We start from the raw sequence: 15,806 nt of genomic DNA on the forward strand, positions 1-15,806 counted from the left end.
AGCACGACAGCCAATCGTTGCGCGCGTTTCGCCTTTTGCCGATGACTTGGGGTCGATGGCGAAACGCTTTGGGAGAGAGAATGCCAAAAGCCGCGTTTACCCTTTCACATCCCGAGCGTCGCACGACCTCGGTGGTGTTCGCGTCGCCCCATAGCGGGCGGGATTACCCGTGGTCCTTCGTGCGGCGCACGAACCTGAACGAGTTGAGCGTGCGCAGCTCCGAGGATGCGTTCGTGGACGAGCTGTTCGAGGCCGCGCCGCGCAACGGGGCACCGTTCATCAAGGCGGGTGCGCCGCGGGCGTTCGTGGACCTCAACCGCTCGACCGAGGAACTGGACCCGGCGCTGATCGAAGGGGCGCGGCGGACGGGGCACAACCCGCGCGTGGCCTCTGGCCTGGGGGTGATCCCGCGGGTGGTGGCCAATGGCAAGGCGATCTATTCCGGCAAGATCACGATGGACGAGGCGCAAAGGCGCATCGACGCCTATTGGCGGCCCTACCATGCGGCGTTGAAAACCCAGCTGGATCAGGCGCTTGGACTGTTCGGACAGGCGATACTGGTCGATTGCCACTCGATGCCGCACGAGGCGATGGATGCCGTCGCGCGCAGCGGCGCACGGCGCCCCGAGGTGGTGCTGGGCGACCGCTTTGGCGCGGCCGCGAGCGACGAGGTGGTGGACCGGATCGAGGCGGCGTTTGCTGCCGCCGGGCTGAAGGTGGCGCGCAATGCGCCCTTTGCCGGGGCCTATATCACGCAGCATTACGGCCGCCCGCAGGAGAACCGGCACGCGGTGCAGGTCGAGATCGACCGGGCGCTTTACATGAACGAGCGGCTGATCCGGCCCAACGGCAATTTCAAGGCGTTCAAGGCGCTGCTGGAGGGGGTGATCGCCGAGATCGCCGAGGTCGGGCGGCCCGAGCCGCAGCAGCTGGCGGCGGAATAGGCGAATCAAGGGTTAACGCCTTGGGGCGCGGAAAACGGACCGTCGGTATCGCGTCGGTATCCGGGTGGTATGGCGACGGTGCGGTGTCTTGCAGGGGGCCGGGTTGACGCGCCGGACGGTGTCGGACCCGGCGAAACGCTTCAGTACCGTCTCGTATAGGTGAAATGCACCTCTTCGTCGGTCGTGGTGTCGGTGACGGCGAAACTCACATCCGAGCGATCCGCGAAATCGTAGCGGGCGGCGAGCCCGTAGGCGGAGGTCGTGCTGTCGCGCGTGACCTCGCCGAAGCCCGAGAGGGTCAGGTCGCGCCAGACATTGTAATTCACGTCGAACGCCACCGCGTCGGGGCGCTGGTTGGCGTCGGGGTGCAGGAAGGCGGCGCCGATCTCGAGCCGCCCTTCCTGCCAGCGGGCGCCGATCTTGGCGTTGATGCCGTCGAAATGATCCTTGGGGTCCCAGACGCCCTCGATCGCGGCGGCGAAGGTCATGGCCTGCGCCCGCCATTCGGCGGAGCCGGCGGCAGAGCGGAAATTGCCGTCGCTGGCATCGAGCAGCGAGACGGCCCAGGACGTGTCGCCGGTGGTGTCGCCGTAGGACACGCCCACGGGCACCGAGTTGAAGCGCAACGCCTCGGTCGTGGCGCGGGCGCGGGTGTATTCGGCGCGGGTCTCGGCGACGGAGGCGGCGGTGAAATCGAAGGGCGAGATCAGCACGCGGTCATAGGCCGGTTTCACCACGCCCAGCCGGAAGCGGTCGTCATAGACGAAGGCGGCGTAGGTCTCGTGCGGGCGGTCGCCCTTGTAGTAATAGCCGAAAGTGCCGAATTCGAACGCCACGGGGCTGTCGGCGACGTCGAACAGCGTGAAGGTCAGCATCGCGTCGACGCGGGACATGAAGGCGTTGTCCTGGATGCTGTTGGCGCCGACCGAGATGTCGCCGGAGAAGTCCACCCAATCGGCGGCAGTGGCGGCATCGGGGCGCAGGCCGGTGGCGCAGAGCGCGAGCGCGGCAAGGCGGGGCAGGGGGCGGTTCGGTATGCGTTTCATGACCCAAGCAACGTGGCACGGCGCGGAAAGTTGCACGAGCGATAACACGCGGCGTAGATGTGATTTTTCGGTCACAGGGGATTGCCGGTAACACTCTGCTTTGATGGTAGAAACCCGGTTCAACGCAGGGAACGGCCCTTGAGGATGGCGTCGGCGCCGAAGCGGGCGCGGATCTCGTCGGTGGCGCGTTCGGCGCGGCCGCGCTGGCGGGCCTGCGGGTCCAGAAGGTCGCCCGACGCCTCGGCGGCGGTCTCGGGCACGAGGTCGGACAGGCCCACGCCCAGCAGGCGATAGGGTTTGGTGTGGTCCACCTGGTCGAAGAGCGCGCGGGCGGTGCGGTAGAGCGTGTCGGCCAGCTGCGCCGGGTCGCGCAGCGAGATGCGGCGGGTCAGGAGCGAGTGGTCGGAGCGTTTGAGCTTCAGCGTCACCACGCGGCCTGCGAGGTGCTTGGCCTTGGCGCGGTCGGCGACCTTTTCGGCCATGCGCCAGAGATGGCCGTCGAGGATGTCGGCGCTGGCGGTGTCCTCGCGGAAGGTGGTTTCGTTCGAGATCGACTTCATCGGGGTATGCGCCGAAACGCGGCGGTGATCCTGCCCGCGCGCGAGGTTCCAGAGCCGGTCGCCCATGGAGCCGAAGCGCGCCACCAGGTCGGTCTTCTCCCAGCGCAGGAGGTCGGCGAAGGTGCGGATGCCCGCCGCATCCAGCGAGCTGCGCGCGGCCTGACCGACGCCCCAGATCAGGCTGACGGGCTTGTCGCGCAGGAAATCGGCGGTCTCGGCCTTGCCGATGATGGAAAACCCGCGCGGCTTGTCGAGGTCGGAGGCGATTTTGGCGAGGAACTTGTTGTGCGACAGGCCGATGGAGCCGGTGAGGCCAAGCTCGTCCTTCATCCGCTTGGTCAGACGGGCCAGCATCACGGCGGGGGGCGCACCGTGCAGGCGAGCGGTGCCCGTCAGGTCGAGAAACGCCTCGTCCAGCGACAAGGGTTCGATATCCGGCGTCAGGTCCTGCATCATGGCGCGGATCTGGCGCGAGACCTGGGCGTAAAGCTCCATCCTGGGCTTGATGATGACGGCGTCGGGGCAGAGTTTCAGCGCCTGGAACATCGGCATGGCCGAGCGCACGCCGCGGATGCGGGCGACGTAGCAGGCGGTGGAGACCACGCCGCGCCGGCCGCCGCCGATGATGACGGGCTTGTGCGCCAGTTCGGGGTTGTCGCGTTTCTCGACCGAGGCGTAGAACGCGTCGCAATCCATGTGCGCGATGCTGAGTTCGAAGAGTTCCGGATGCGACAGCACGCGCGGGCTGCGGCAGGCGGGGCAGCGCGCGCCGGTGTCAAACCGGGTCAGGCAGTCGCGGCAGAAGGCGGGCATGGGCGGGGCTGCGTTCGGGGTTGCGATGCGGCTATTGTAGGGCCGCGGCGCGTGAGGGAAAAGACGGTATGAGCGAAGAGAGGTTCGAGGGTACCAAGCTGGCGCTGTTCCTGGGCAAGCGGCTGGCGGTGATCGAGCGCGACCATGCGCCCGACATCCCGTGGCCGGGGTTCCTGGACCTGCCCGGCGGCGGGCGCGACGGCGCGGAAAGTGCCGAGACCTGCGTGCTGCGCGAAACGCGCGAGGAGCTGGGGCTGGTGCTGGAGCCCGGCGTGCTGCGCTGGCGGCGGTTCTACGCGGGGCCCACGCCCATGTGGTTCTTTGCGGCGCATTGCGATGTGGCGCTGGCCGACGAGGTGGTCTTTGGCGACGAGGGGCTGGGCTGGTGCCTGATGTGGCCCGAGGATTATGTGGCGCATGACAAGGCCGTGCCGCATTTCGCCGAGCGGGTGGCGGCGTACCTGGCGGGGTAGTGGGGAGTCATGGTGGGTTTCACCCACCCTACGTCAGGCGATGTCGTTCAGGATGGCCTGGGTGGCGGCGCGGGGGTCGTCGGCGGCCCAGACCGGGCGGCCCACCACGATGTGATCGGCGCCGTCCGACAGGGCCTGTGCCGGGGTGGCGACACGTTTCTGGTCGCCCAGTGCCGCGCCGGCGGGGCGCACGCCGGGGGTGACGATCAGCTTGCCCGCGGCCTCGGGCAGGGCGCGGATCATCGCGGCCTCCTGCGGCGAGGCGATGACACCGTCGGCCCCGGCCTCGAGCGCGCGGGCCGCGCGGGTGGCGACGATGTCGGGGATGTCGCCCGGGGCGATCAGCGAGGCATCGAGATCGGCGCGGTCCAGCGAGGTCAGCACGGTGACGGCGAGGATCTTCATCGGCTTGCCCGCCGCGCCCTCGCGGGCGGCGCGGACCACGTGGGGGTCGCCATGCACGGTGAGAAAGTCGAGGTCGAACTGCGCCAGCCCGCGCACGGCGTTTTCCACCGTGGCGCCGATGTCGAAGAGCTTCATGTCGAGGAAGATGCGCTTGCCGTGATCCTGCTTGAGCTCGTTGGCCAGCGCGAGGCCGCCGCCTGTGAGCATCCCGAGGCCGATCTTGTAGAACGACACCGCGTCGCCGAGCGTTTCGGCCAGGTGCAGGCCTTCGAGCGCGTTCGGAAGGTCGATGGCGACGATCAGGCGATCATCGGCGGGCAGGTCGGATCTGAGCTGGACGGGTTCGGGCATGGGCGCAACCTTTCGCGTCGGGTCGCGCCCTTGTTGCGGGCCGGGGCGGCGGCGTCAAGCCTGTTCGGCAGAGCGCGGCCAGGCGTTTTCGGCGACGATGACGGCCTGCGGGGCGTTGCGAAACTCGGGCATCCGCCGCACCTGGCGCAGGGCATCCTGGACCAGGGCGCGGGTCACGATCGCGGTCTCGGTCAGGTCACCGAGAACCGTGGGCGGCATGGCGGAGGCGCGCAAGCTGAGGGAACCTTCGTTGCCCTGCAGCAAAACCGTCGCGACATGGGCACCGGAATGTGGCGAAACAGCGATATTTTCCAAGGAAATCCGCTCGATTTTCATAACACACCTCACTATGCAACTGCAGCGAGGATGCCTCATCCGGCCACGGGTTGCGAGGGGAAATTGGTTAACGGACGCCCCCTCGCAACTTTACGCCTGTTTGTCAGGCGGCGGCGGCACCTTGCGCGGCTTCGGGCAGGGACGAGCGCAGGTCATGGGCCTTCTGCGTGTGGCGCAGGCTGGCCTTCTGCCTCAGGCCGCGGGCGATCAGCGCGTATTCGGCGTTGAGCGGGGCCTTGAGGTGGACGGGGTAGCGGAAGATGTGACCGGACTCGTGGATACGAACGGCCGCCTCGAACGCTTCAAGTTCGGGGTTGTAGCGGATTGCGTCGAATTCAAGCTTCTCGATCTGCATTGGTCTGCTCCTGTTTTACGAGTTACCTAAGTGACTTAGCCTGTGGATAACTGTTTCATTAACGTTTGGTCGGTCGAAAAAGTTGCAAGGTTCACGAATTCTGTTGAGCGGGTTGTCGCCTATGTCGTGTCTTCAAGCGGCTTTTGCCACAACATCTGGTTGCAGCTTGCGCGATGCGAACAATTTACAGGGCCGCCTTGACGCTCACGCGCCTGTTACCCATCTAAAGGTCTGAGGTTCCCGAAGCCGTACGCCTAATGCTGGGTGCGCCACCGGGATAACGCTTGTAAAAAGGAGAGACGGGATGGACTTGTCGAAGTTCACCGAGCGGTCGCGCGGTTTCATTCAGGCCGCACAGACGATCGCGATCCGGGAAAGCCACCAGAAACTGGCGCCCGAGCATGTTCTGAAAGCATTGATGGACGACCCCGAGGGGATGGCCAGCAACCTGATCAAGCGGGCGGGCGGCGAGCCGGCGCGCGTGGTGCAGGCATTGGACCTGAGCCTTGGCAAGATCCCGAAGGTCAGCGGCGATTCCGGCCAGATCTACATGGACGGGCAAACCGTGAAGCTGTTGGACGAGGCCGGGAAGCTGGCCAAGAAGGCCGGGGACAGTTTCGTTCCCGTGGAGCGCCTGTTGACCGCGCTGGCGATGGTGAAAAGCCCCGCCAAGGACGCGTTGGAGCAAGGCGGCGTGAGTGCGCAGTCCCTGAACGAGGCGATCAACGACATTCGCAAGGGGCGGACGGCTGACAGCGCTTCGGCAGAGGACAGCTATGAAGCGCTGGAGAAATACGCCACCGACCTGACGAAACGGGCCGCGGACGGCAAGATCGACCCCATCATTGGCCGTGACGACGAGATTCGCCGCGCGATGCAGGTGCTGAGCCGCCGGACCAAGAACAACCCGGTCCTGATCGGGGAGCCGGGCGTGGGTAAGACCGCGATTGCCGAGGGTCTGGCCCTGCGGATCGTGAATGGCGACGTGCCCGAAAGCCTGCAGAACAAGAAGCTGTTGGCGCTGGATATGGGCGCGCTGATTGCCGGGGCGAAGTATCGTGGCGAGTTCGAGGAGCGGTTGAAGGCCGTGCTGAACGAGGTCACGGATGCAGCCGGCGAAATCATCCTGTTCATCGACGAGATGCACACGCTGGTGGGCGCGGGCAAGGCGGATGGCGCGATGGACGCGGCCAACCTGATCAAGCCGGCGCTGGCGCGGGGCGAGTTGCACTGTGTCGGTGCGACCACGCTCGACGAGTATCGCAAGCATGTGGAAAAGGACGCCGCATTGGCACGCCGGTTCCAGCCGCTGATGGTCGAGGAGCCCACCGTGGAGGACACGATCAGCATCCTGCGCGGCATCAAGGAGAAGTACGAGCTGCACCACGGCGTGCGGATCTCGGACTCTGCGCTGGTGTCGGCGGCCACGCTGAGCCATCGGTATATCACCGACCGTTTCCTGCCTGACAAGGCGATCGACCTTGTGGACGAGGCCGCGAGCCGGCTGCGCATGGAAGTGGACAGCAAGCCCGAGGAACTGGACGCGCTGGACCGCGAGATCCTGCAAAAGCAGATCGAGGCCGAGGCCCTCAAGAAAGAGGACGACGCCGCCAGCAAGGACCGGCTGGAGAAGCTGGAAAAAGAGCTGGCCGACATGCAGGAACGCTCCGCTCAGATGACGGCGCAATGGCAGGCCGAGCGTGACAAGCTGGCGGGTGCCCGCGACCTGAAGGAACAGCTGGACCGTGCGCGGATCGAGCTGGACCATGCCAAGCGGGAAGGCAACCTGGCGAAGGCCGGGGAGCTGAGCTATGGCGTCATTCCGCAGCTGGAGAAGCAGCTGGCCGAGGCCGAGAAAGCCGAGGAAGACGGCGTGATGGTCGAGGAGGCCGTGCGGCCCGAGCAGATCGCCCAGGTGGTCGAACGCTGGACGGGGATTCCGACCGCGAAGATGCTGGAAGGCGAGCGCGAGAAGCTGCTTGGCATGGAAGACAACCTCCACCGCCGGGTGATCGGCCAGGATGCCGCCGTCAAGGCGGTGGCCAATGCCGTGCGCCGGGCGCGCGCCGGGCTCAACGACGAGAACCGGCCGCTGGGCAGCTTCCTCTTCCTGGGGCCGACCGGCGTCGGGAAAACCGAGCTGACCAAGGCCGTGGCCGAGTTCCTGTTCGACGATGACAGCGCGATGGTCCGGATCGACATGAGCGAGTTCATGGAGAAGCACTCGGTCGCCCGTCTGATCGGCGCGCCTCCGGGCTATGTCGGCTATGACGAGGGCGGCGTGCTGACCGAGGCGGTGCGGCGCAGGCCCTACCAGGTGGTGCTGTTCGACGAGGTCGAGAAGGCGCATCCGGAGGTCTTCAACGTGCTGTTGCAGGTTCTGGACGACGGTGTGCTGACCGACGGGCAGGGCCGGACGGTGGATTTCAAGCAGACGCTGATCATCCTGACGTCGAACCTCGGGTCCCAGGCGCTGAGCCAGTTGCCGGAAGGGTCCGACGCGGCGGCGGCCAAGCGCGACGTGATGGATGCGGTCCGGTCGCATTTCCGGCCCGAGTTCCTGAACCGGCTGGACGAGATCGTGGTCTTCGACCGGCTGAACCGCGACCAGATGGACGGGATCGTGGATATCCAGATGGCCCGCCTACTGAAGCGGCTGGCCGCGCGGAAGATCACGCTGGAGCTGGACGACGCGGCCCGCAAGTGGCTGGCGGATGAAGGCTATGACCCGGTTTACGGTGCGCGGCCGCTGAAGCGGGTGATCCAGAAGGCGCTGCAGGACCCGCTGGCCGAAGGCTTGCTGGCCGGGGATATCCTGGATGGATCCACGGTGCCGGTGACGGCGGGCTCCGACGGGCTGATCATCGGCGAGCGCGTCGGGTCGACCAACCGCGAGCGGCCGGACGATGCCGTGGTGCATTGAGCCCGGTGAATGACAGGTTTGCCCCCGCCGGAGAGATCCGGCGGGGGTTTTTCGTTTTTTTGGGGGCGCCCGGCAAAGGTGGGTTGGAAACCCACCCTACGAGGTCCCGGATCGGGTCCGGGACGGGATGGTCCTGGCGCGTGCGACGGGGCAGCCTCCAAGCGCGGTTCTGATTGGGGGCCAGCCCCCAAGCCCCCGGGATATTTCCGGCCAGAGGAAGACGGGGGTGGGGGTCGTGTTGCGGGAATGGCCGTCGCGTCGACAAATCGAGACGGGTGTTGCGCGGATTCGGGGCGCGGGCGTATAGTGGCGCCGAACGCGGGGCGGTGCGGATTTACCGTGCGGCAACCACACCAGACACAAGATCGGGCCATGGCCGAGCAGGACAGTTCAGCAGACGACACGCCAGCGGTGCCCCGCTGGTTCGACGAGCTTCGCCCCGGCGGCGATGGCGAGGGATTCATGGAGCGGCACCTGCGGCATTCGCTGATGTTCGTGCGGCGCCCGGTGAACCGCCTGTTGGTGACATTCGACAACCTGTCCAACGTCAACGACAGCTCGGCGGAGCGCGAGCCCTGGGCTTTCAAGTTCGCGCAGGATGTGAACATCTCGCACCTGGGCGTGATGGCGCATGTGGCGGACTGGTATCGCGACGGCGAGTTGATCGCGCGGTTCGAGAAGCTGCGCGACGAGGGGTTCTTCGAGGGCTACGACCGGGTGATATTCGCCGGCGTGTCGATGGGGGGCTTTGCCGCCATCGCCTTTGGCTCGCTGGTGCCGGGGGCGCATGTGGTGTCGGTCAACCCGCAGAGCACGCTGGATACCGGGCTGGTGCCGTGGGAGACGCGCTATGAGGGCGGGCGGCGGCAGGACTGGACGCTGCCCTTGTCGGATGCGGCGGCGCTGACCGCGGGGCTGGGCCGGGTGAGCATTTTCTACGACCCCTATCACGCGCTGGACAAGCAGCATGTGGGGCGGTTCTCGGGCGACAACATCCACGTCTTTCACTGCCGCCATTCGGACCACAAGACGGCTGTCTTCATGCGCAAGATCGGCGCGCTGAAGCCGGTGATGCATGCGGCGATCTTCGGCGACCTGGACCCGGTGGACTTCTACCGTCTCTACCGGGCGCGGCGCGACCTGCGCTGGTACAAGAACCAGGTCACGGCCTATTTCAACGATCGCGGGCGGGACGAGATGGCGACTGCGTTCGGCCTGGCGTTTCGCAAGCGGCTGCGGCGCAAGCTGCGCGAGGAGGAGCGCGCGGCGCAGAAGGACGCGGACGCGGCCGGGGATTTCGGCCCGGATGACGATGACGGGTTCGACGGGCCGGACATGGACGGCCCCGAGGACATGGCCGAGGACGTGACCGAGGATGCACCGGCGCCGAGGACCAAGGCCGCTGCGGCGACGCCCCCGGCCAAGGCCGCGCCGAAGGACAAGGCCCCGGCCAGGGCCGGGACGCCCGCGCCCAAGGGCCCGTCGCGGGCCATGGGCGCGCGCCGCAACGATCGATGCCTGATCGTGACCACGATGAAGAACGAAGGGCCGTTCATGCTGGAATGGGTGGCCTTCAACAAGGCCATCGGCTTCACCGATTTCCTGATCTACACCAACGATTGCGACGACGGCACCGACCGCATCGCCATGCGGCTGGAGGAGCTGGGCGTCGCCGCGCATGTGGACAACCGATTCAAGAAAGGCGCGAGCCCGCAGCGGGTGGCGCTGCGCCGGGCGTTCTCGCATGACCTTTACCGGCAGGCCGACTGGGCCATCTGCGCCGATTGCGACGAGTTCCTGAACATCCGCGCGGGCGCGGGACGCCTGCCGGACCTGTTTGCGGCGGTGGGCGAGGCGGATGCCATCTCGCTGTGCTGGAAACTGTTCGGTTGCGGCGAACAGGTGCGCTATGAGGACAGGTTCATCCACGAGCATTTCACCTGGTCCGCGCCGGAGGAGTTCCGCGAGAAATACCGCGGGCTGGGGCTGAAGACGCTGTTCCGCCCGTCCGAGGCCATCAAGAAGTTCGGCGTGCACCGGCCCAAGTTCGACGGGCGGCCCGAGGGCTTTGTCTGGACCGACGCGGGCGGCCATCCGATGCCCGAGAAATATTTCGACATGGGCTGGTCTGCCTATGGCGGGTTCAGCCACGACCACGCGCGGCTGCACCACTATGCGGTGCGGTCGGTCGACAGTTTCCTGGTCAAGCGCGACCGGGGCCGCACCAACCATATCGACCGCGACCAGGGCGTGGCCTATTGGGCCGACATGAACCTGAACATGGTCGAGGACACGAGCCTGGTGCCGATGGCCGAGGCCACGCGGGTCGAGTTCGACCGGCTGATGCAGGACGGCGAGATCCGCCGCCTGCATGCCGAGGCCTGTGCCTGGCACCGGGCCAAGATCGCGGCGCTGAAATCGAGTGACGAGTGGGCGGCGCTGCATGACCTGTTGCAGATGATCAACCGCCCCGGCGAGGCGCCGGTGAACCGCGACCAGCTGTTGCAGGACCTGGCCGCGGAATGAGCCGGCGCCCGCAGATCGTGCTGCATGGCGGGTTTCACAAGACCGCCACCAGCCACATCCAGTCGATGCTGGCGCGCAATTCCAAGATGCTGGAACGGACGGGTGTGCATTACGTGCATCACCGCGACACCCGCAAGCAGCTGACCGTGCCGGTGCAGTGCAACGTCTACAACAAGATCGGCATGGACTGGGACCCGAAGATTTCCGATGCCGAGCTGGCGGAGATGAGCCGGGCGTTCCTGACGGAGATATCGAAGGGCAATCCGAAGCGGATCATCCTGTCGGACGAGAACATGGCCGGGCATTGCGGGCATTGCGTCAAGCGCGGGGTGCTTTACCGCTGGCGGCGGAAACTGCTGGAAGTGTTTGCCGGGCAGTTTCCCGACGGCGTGGACGAGGTGCATCTGGGGCTGCGCAACTATGCCGATTTCTTTGCGTCGGCTTACGTGGAATACCTGCGGTCCGTGACCGGGCAGTGGTTCGTGGACGAGCGCACGATGCGGCGGCAGGTGCTGGAGAACATGCCGAACTGGCACAATATCCTGAAATCGGTGGTGACGCTGTTTCCCGGCGCGAAGGTCACGGTCTGGCGCTACGAGGATTTCCGGCAGATCGACCGGCAGGTTCTGTCCAACCTTTGCGGGCCGGGGATCGACACCGGCGCGATGAAGGAACCCAAGGACAAGAACAAACGCCCCACGGCCAGCGGGCGCGCGGTGGCGGAACTGTTGCAGCTGATTCACAAGGATGGCGCGGACAAGGCGCTGGAACAGCGGGTCGCGCTGCAGGAGCGGTATCCGCGCGGCAAGGACTTTGGCAGCTACGATCCCTGGACGCCGAACGAGCGCGCGCACCTGACGCGGATGTACGACCAGGATATCGCCGATATCCGCGCCAATCCCGACATCACGCTGCTGGAGCTCGAACAGATCGCAAGCCACTAGACCAACAGCCCGAAGGGCGGGATGTGGCTGGGGGTTTGCCGAAAGCAAGAGCCTAGGTCTTTGCCGACATCACTCCTGCGAAGCCCTGGGGCGACCGAGCTGAACAACCTGGCCCCGGCGCGGATGATCGCGGGCACGCGTTTGCAGAATGCCGCGATCCGAAGAAAGCAAGGGCGGCCCGAAGGCCGCCCTTTGAACGTCCGGAGGAAGACGTCGGTTATTCGGGCATGATCACGCCGTCGATCACGTGGATGACGCCGTTCGAGGCCTCGATGTCGGCGGTGACGACATTGGCGTCGTTGACGGTCACGCCGCCTTCGGTGCCGATGGTCACCTCGGTGCCCTGCACGGTTTCGGCGGTCATGCCGTCGCTGAGGTCACCGGACATGACCTTACCGGGCACGACGTGGTAGGTGAGGATGCTGGTCAGCTGGTCCCTGTTTTCCGGCAGCAACAGCGTGTCGACCGTGCCGTCGGGCAGCGCGGCAAAGGCCTCGTCTGTGGGGGCGAAGACGGTGAACGGCCCGTCGCCTTTCAGCGTCTCGACCAGGCCGGCGGCCTCGGCCGCGGCCAGCAGGGTGGAAAAGTCGCCCGCTTCGGTGGCGGTGTCGACGATGTCCATATCGCTTTCGGCAAAGGCGGTGGTGGCGCCCCCCAGGAGGGTGGCGGCGGTCAGGGCAAGATAAGTTCTGCGACGCATGTCATGTCTCCCTATAAGAGTGTGCTTGGTACGAGTGATGAACGATGTGCGTCTTGCGCATCGTGTTCTTGCTACGTGGCCCGGGCGCGTCCGGTTCAGCGGGGATTTCCGCCGGTGCGGGTTGACGGAAAGGGTTCGCCGCCTAAGCCGGCGCGCCCTGCGAAAGCCACTGAATAATTCGTGAACCGGCGTGAGCATCCGGCCGCGCCGGGACGGGTTTAACGCTTGAGGCGCTTCAGGTCTGTGGCATAACGGGGCCACGCAATTCAGAAGGGGGCGGTGATGGAGCTGGTCTTCGAAATCCTTGGCTTTCTGGCCTTGATCCTGGTGCTGGCGATCGGGATCGTCATCGCGCTGGCGCTGATCTTTTTCGTCATCGACAAGACCCAGACCGGCGACGCGATCCGGCGCAACTATCCGGTGATCGGGCGGTTCCGGGGGCTGTTCACCACGCTGGGCGAGTTCTTCCGCCAGTACTTCTTTGCCATGGACCGCGAGGAGATGCCGTTCAACCGCGCCCAGCGGGACTGGGTCGGGCATGCCTCGAAGGGCAAGGGCAATACTGTCGCGTTCGGGTCGACCCGGAACCTGAACGTGGCGGGCACGCCGATCTTCGTGCCGGCGGCCTTTCCGCCGCTCGATGACCAGTTCGCGGCGACCGAGCCGATGCAGATCGGGCCCTATTGCCGGACGCCTTACATGGCGCGGTCGATCTTCAACATCTCGGGGATGAGCTATGGTGCCATATCGCGCCCTGCCGTCGAGGCGCTGAGCCGCGGAGCGGCGGAGGCCGGGATCTGGCTGAACACCGGGGAGGGGGGATTGAGCCCCTATCACCTGTCGGGCGGGTGCGACGTGGTCTACCAGATCGGGACGGCGAAATACGGGGTGCGGACGCCGGAGGGCGCGCTGGACGACGACAAGCTGCGCCGGATGGGCGAGACCGAGCAGGTCAGGATGTTCGAGCTGAAGCTGGCGCAGGGGGCGAAGCCCGGCAAGGGCGGCATCCTGCCCGGTGCCAAGGTCGGGCCGGAGATTGCCGAGATCCGGGGCATCCATGTGGGGCAGGACAGCATTTCGCCGAACCGGCACCGCGAGGTGAACAATTACGGCGAGCTTTTGGATTTCATCGGACATATCCGCGAGGTCACGGGCAAGCCCGTGGGGTTCAAGACCGTGGTGGGGTCGAGCGAGGCCTGGGACGAGATGTTCGAGCTGATCGTCGAGCGCGGGCCTGAAAGCGCGCCGGATTTCATCACCATCGACGGGGGCGAGGGGGGCACGGGGGCCGCACCGATGCCGCTGATGGACCTGGTGGGGATGCCCATCCGCGAGGCGCTGACCCGGATGGTGGACCTGCGCGACCGGCACGGGCTGAAAAGCCGGATCCGGATCATCGCCGCGGGCAAGCTGGTCAACCCCGGCGACGTGGCCTGGGCGATCTGCGCGGGCGCGGATTTCGTGACCTCGGCGCGGGGCTTCATGTTCTCGCTTGGCTGCATCCAGGCGCTGAAGTGCAACCGCAATACCTGTCCCACGGGGATCACCACCCATGACAAGCACCTGCAGAAGGGGCTGGTGGTGGAAGACAAGTACATGAAGGTCGCCAATTACGCGCGGCAGGTGATCGGGGAGGTCGAGACCATCGCCCATTCCGTGGGCGTGGCCGAGCCGCGCCTGATGCGGCGGCGGCATGTACGGATCGTGCAGGCGGACGGCACGTCGATTCCTTTGACAAAGATCCGACCCAGCGTGGACGCGGCGCAGTATCCCTAGAGGGGGAGCGGAGTGTCATCCTCGGGCTTGACCCGGGGATCTCTGACCGGGGGAGGTCCCGGATCAGGTCCGGGACGGCGGTGGGGGCAGTGCCGCGCGGAATCGAGGCCGCAGGCCGCCGCGCGATCGCCAGACCGCCCCCCGGGCTGGCGATGGGGTGACGTTGGCGCGTCGATCTGAGGTCTTGCGGACGTTGCAGGGATAAAGTGCCCCGAACGCCTGTCGGATCGCCATCCCGCGGTCTGGCAATCGCGCGGCTTTGTCGGCTGCACGCATTTTGGAGCCTTGCGGCAGGAGGTCCCGGATCAAGTCCGGGAGGGCCGGCCACGGTGCCTCGCGCGCGCGTGCGCGCGCGAAAAGAATGCCGCCGCCATTGTTACCGCGCTTCCACGTCTTCGTGACACGGCTTGTTTTGCCGCGCGAATGCGCTTTCCTTATGTCACGACTGACAGACATGCCCGCGAGAAGAGGAGAGCCCGCATGGCCCATCGTTGGAAGAACACGCTGCGCGACAAGGATGTGACCGACGAGGCCGCGTTCCTCAACCGGCGGCAGTTGATGGCGGGGGCCGCCGCCGGGGTCGGCCTGGCCGGGGTCGGCGGGATGCCGGCGCGGGCGCGGGATCTGGAGCCCACGTCCTACGAGGATGTCACCACCTACAACAACTACTACGAGTTCGGCACCGCCAAGGGCGACCCCGTAGAGAATGCCCATATGCTGACGACCCGGCCCTGGACGGTGAAAATCGAAGGGCTGGTGGATCGCCCCGGCGACTATGCCTTCGAGGACATCATGGCGAAGATGACGGTGGAGGAGCGGATCTATCGCTTCCGCTGTGTCGAGGCGTGGTCGATGGTGGTGCCGTGGAACGGGTTCGAGCTGGCCGATCTCTTGGAAATGGCAGGCGTGCAGTCCGGGGCGAAATACGTGGCCTTCGAGACCGCGCTGCGCCCCGACGAGATGCCGGGGGTGAAATACCCCGTGCTGGACTGGCCCTATGTCGAGGGGCTGCGGCTGGACGAGGCCATGCATCCGCTGACGATCATGGCGACGGGGATATACGGCAAGGACATCCCCAACCAGAACGGCGCGCCGCTGCGGCTGGTGGTGCCGTGGAAATACGGCTTCAAGTCGATCAAGTCGATCGTGCGCATCACCCTGACCGAGACCGAGCCGCCGACAAGCTGGAACAAGGCGAACGCGCGGGAATATGGCTTCTATAGTAATGTGAACCCCGAAGTGAGCCATCCGCGCTGGAGTCAGGCGAGTGAGCGGGTGATCGGATCGGGGCTGTTCGCGCGGCGGCAGGACACGCTGATGTTCAACGGCTACGGCGACGAGGTGGCGAGCCTCTATGAAGGGATGGATCTGAAAGCCAACTTCTGATGGCGGCCGTCGATCATATCAACACAGGGCTGCGCCGGGTGCCGGCGTGGCCCATTTACGTGGCGAGCCTGGGCTATGCCGCGTGGATGCTGTGGCTGGGCATTCAGAACCGGCTGGGCGCGGACCCCGTGAAGGTGCTGGAGCACGAGATGGGGCAGATGGCGCTTTACCTGCTGGTGGCGGGGCTGGCGGTGACGCCCTTGCGCAAACTGGCGGGGGTGAACCTGCTGAAGTTCCGCCGGGCGCTGGGGCTGGCGTGCTTCTTCTT

14 protein-coding genes (1 of these 14 running past the window's edge) are annotated in these 15,806 nt (G+C 66.2%); 8 read left to right on the forward strand and 6 right to left on the reverse strand.

Annotated features, from left to right (window positions below):
* Positions 1 to 80 precede the first annotated feature (80 nt).
* Positions 81 to 944, forward strand: a complete 864-nt coding sequence (locus KUV49_RS16675; protein ID WP_222452120.1) for an N-formylglutamate amidohydrolase — start codon at positions 81 to 83, stop codon at positions 942 to 944.
* A 140-nt stretch (positions 945 to 1,084) separates the two neighbouring features.
* On the opposite strand, the gene KUV49_RS16680 is transcribed toward KUV49_RS16675, so the two are convergent.
* Together KUV49_RS16680 and KUV49_RS16685 are read right to left on the reverse strand one after the other, a co-directional pair.
* Positions 1,085 to 1,990: a hypothetical protein gene (locus tag KUV49_RS16680; RefSeq protein WP_222452121.1), complete on the reverse strand. Its 906-nt coding sequence runs from the start codon at positions 1,988 to 1,990 to the stop codon at positions 1,085 to 1,087.
* Between the two features lie 119 nt (positions 1,991 to 2,109).
* Positions 2,110 to 3,363 carry a DNA polymerase IV gene (locus tag KUV49_RS16685; RefSeq protein WP_222452122.1) on the reverse strand — a complete coding sequence of 418 codons (1,254 nt, stop codon included), beginning with the start codon at positions 3,361 to 3,363 and terminating at the stop codon, positions 2,110 to 2,112.
* 68 nt (positions 3,364 to 3,431) lie between these two features.
* On the opposite strand from KUV49_RS16685, the gene KUV49_RS16690 reads away from it, so the two are divergent.
* A complete protein-coding gene (locus tag KUV49_RS16690) occupies positions 3,432 to 3,836 on the forward strand; it encodes an NUDIX domain-containing protein (RefSeq protein WP_222452123.1) in 405 nt (134 codons plus the stop codon).
* Positions 3,837 to 3,869: 33 nt separating this feature from the next.
* On the opposite strand, the gene pyrF is transcribed toward KUV49_RS16690, so the two are convergent.
* The 3 genes from pyrF to KUV49_RS16705 form a co-directional block, all read right to left on the reverse strand.
* Positions 3,870 to 4,592, reverse strand: a complete 723-nt coding sequence (gene pyrF / locus KUV49_RS16695; protein ID WP_222452124.1) for an orotidine-5'-phosphate decarboxylase — start codon at positions 4,590 to 4,592, stop codon at positions 3,870 to 3,872.
* 54 nt (positions 4,593 to 4,646) lie between these two features.
* Positions 4,647 to 4,811: a hypothetical protein gene (locus KUV49_RS16700; RefSeq protein WP_222452125.1), complete on the reverse strand. Its 165-nt coding sequence runs from the start codon at positions 4,809 to 4,811 to the stop codon at positions 4,647 to 4,649.
* A gap of 220 nt (positions 4,812 to 5,031) precedes the next feature.
* Complete coding sequence (locus KUV49_RS16705; RefSeq protein WP_152494018.1) at positions 5,032 to 5,283, reverse strand: hypothetical protein; 252 nt, start codon at positions 5,281 to 5,283, stop codon at positions 5,032 to 5,034.
* A gap of 304 nt (positions 5,284 to 5,587) precedes the next feature.
* Here KUV49_RS16705 and clpB point away from each other — a divergent pair, with 304 nt between their 5' ends.
* From clpB to KUV49_RS16720, 3 genes are all read left to right on the forward strand, one after another.
* Positions 5,588 to 8,206, forward strand: a complete 2,619-nt coding sequence (gene clpB, locus KUV49_RS16710) for an ATP-dependent chaperone ClpB (RefSeq protein WP_222452126.1) — start codon at positions 5,588 to 5,590, stop codon at positions 8,204 to 8,206.
* 372 nt (positions 8,207 to 8,578) lie between these two features.
* The gene (locus KUV49_RS16715; RefSeq protein WP_222452127.1) at positions 8,579 to 10,732 is read left to right on the forward strand and encodes a glycosyltransferase family 2 protein; all 2,154 of its coding nucleotides are present in this window, start codon (positions 8,579 to 8,581) and stop codon (positions 10,730 to 10,732) included.
* Entirely contained in the window at positions 10,729 to 11,676 is a 948-nt protein-coding gene (locus KUV49_RS16720; RefSeq protein WP_222452128.1) for a hypothetical protein, read from the forward strand. Before KUV49_RS16715 ends, KUV49_RS16720 begins: the two co-directional genes overlap by 4 nt.
* Positions 11,677 to 11,893: 217 nt before the next feature.
* Here the strand turns inward: KUV49_RS16720 and KUV49_RS16725 are convergent, their stop codons facing one another.
* Positions 11,894 to 12,376 (reverse strand): fasciclin domain-containing protein, encoded by a 483-nt coding sequence (locus tag KUV49_RS16725; RefSeq protein ID WP_222452129.1) that lies wholly within the window; start codon positions 12,374 to 12,376, stop codon positions 11,894 to 11,896.
* 282 nt (positions 12,377 to 12,658) lie between these two features.
* Here KUV49_RS16725 and KUV49_RS16730 point away from each other — a divergent pair, with 282 nt between their 5' ends.
* The 3 genes from KUV49_RS16730 to msrQ all read left to right on the forward strand — a co-directional run.
* Positions 12,659 to 14,152 (forward strand): FMN-binding glutamate synthase family protein, encoded by a 1,494-nt coding sequence (locus tag KUV49_RS16730; RefSeq protein WP_222452130.1) that lies wholly within the window; start codon positions 12,659 to 12,661, stop codon positions 14,150 to 14,152.
* Between the two features lie 480 nt (positions 14,153 to 14,632).
* Positions 14,633 to 15,538 (forward strand): protein-methionine-sulfoxide reductase catalytic subunit MsrP, encoded by a 906-nt coding sequence (gene msrP / locus KUV49_RS16735; protein WP_222452131.1) that lies wholly within the window; start codon positions 14,633 to 14,635, stop codon positions 15,536 to 15,538.
* On the forward strand, positions 15,538 to 15,806 hold the start of the coding sequence (msrQ, locus tag KUV49_RS16740) for a protein-methionine-sulfoxide reductase heme-binding subunit MsrQ (protein ID WP_222452132.1). The gene runs 358 nt beyond the window's last position; the window shows 269 of its 627 coding nt (coding positions 1-269); it begins with the start codon at positions 15,538 to 15,540; the stop codon falls past the right edge of the window. Before msrP ends, msrQ begins: the two co-directional genes overlap by 1 nt.

This window comes from Roseovarius atlanticus, assembly GCF_019802205.1.
Taxonomy (GTDB): domain Bacteria; phylum Pseudomonadota; class Alphaproteobacteria; order Rhodobacterales; family Rhodobacteraceae; genus Roseovarius; species Roseovarius atlanticus_A.

Excerpts from the sequence above, each read along its gene's own strand:
- KUV49_RS16675 (WP_222452120.1), top strand. The coding sequence starts at position 81 with ATGCCAAAAGCCGCGTTTACCCTTTCACATCCCGAGCGTCGCACGACC.
- KUV49_RS16680 (WP_222452121.1), bottom strand. The coding sequence starts at position 1,990 with ATGAAACGCATACCGAACCGCCCCCTGCCCCGCCTTGCCGCGCTCGCG.
- KUV49_RS16685 (WP_222452122.1), bottom strand. The coding sequence starts at position 3,363 with ATGCCCGCCTTCTGCCGCGACTGCCTGACCCGGTTTGACACCGGCGCG.
- KUV49_RS16690 (WP_222452123.1), top strand. The coding sequence starts at position 3,432 with ATGAGCGAAGAGAGGTTCGAGGGTACCAAGCTGGCGCTGTTCCTGGGC.
- pyrF (WP_222452124.1), bottom strand. The coding sequence starts at position 4,592 with ATGCCCGAACCCGTCCAGCTCAGATCCGACCTGCCCGCCGATGATCGC.
- KUV49_RS16700 (WP_222452125.1), bottom strand. The coding sequence starts at position 4,811 with ATGCCGCCCACGGTTCTCGGTGACCTGACCGAGACCGCGATCGTGACC.
- KUV49_RS16705 (WP_152494018.1), bottom strand. The coding sequence starts at position 5,283 with ATGCAGATCGAGAAGCTTGAATTCGACGCAATCCGCTACAACCCCGAA.
- clpB (WP_222452126.1), top strand. The coding sequence starts at position 5,588 with ATGGACTTGTCGAAGTTCACCGAGCGGTCGCGCGGTTTCATTCAGGCC.
- KUV49_RS16715 (WP_222452127.1), top strand. The coding sequence starts at position 8,579 with ATGGCCGAGCAGGACAGTTCAGCAGACGACACGCCAGCGGTGCCCCGC.
- KUV49_RS16720 (WP_222452128.1), top strand. The coding sequence starts at position 10,729 with ATGAGCCGGCGCCCGCAGATCGTGCTGCATGGCGGGTTTCACAAGACC.
- KUV49_RS16725 (WP_222452129.1), bottom strand. The coding sequence starts at position 12,376 with ATGCGTCGCAGAACTTATCTTGCCCTGACCGCCGCCACCCTCCTGGGG.
- KUV49_RS16730 (WP_222452130.1), top strand. The coding sequence starts at position 12,659 with ATGGAGCTGGTCTTCGAAATCCTTGGCTTTCTGGCCTTGATCCTGGTG.
- msrP (WP_222452131.1), top strand. The coding sequence starts at position 14,633 with ATGGCCCATCGTTGGAAGAACACGCTGCGCGACAAGGATGTGACCGAC.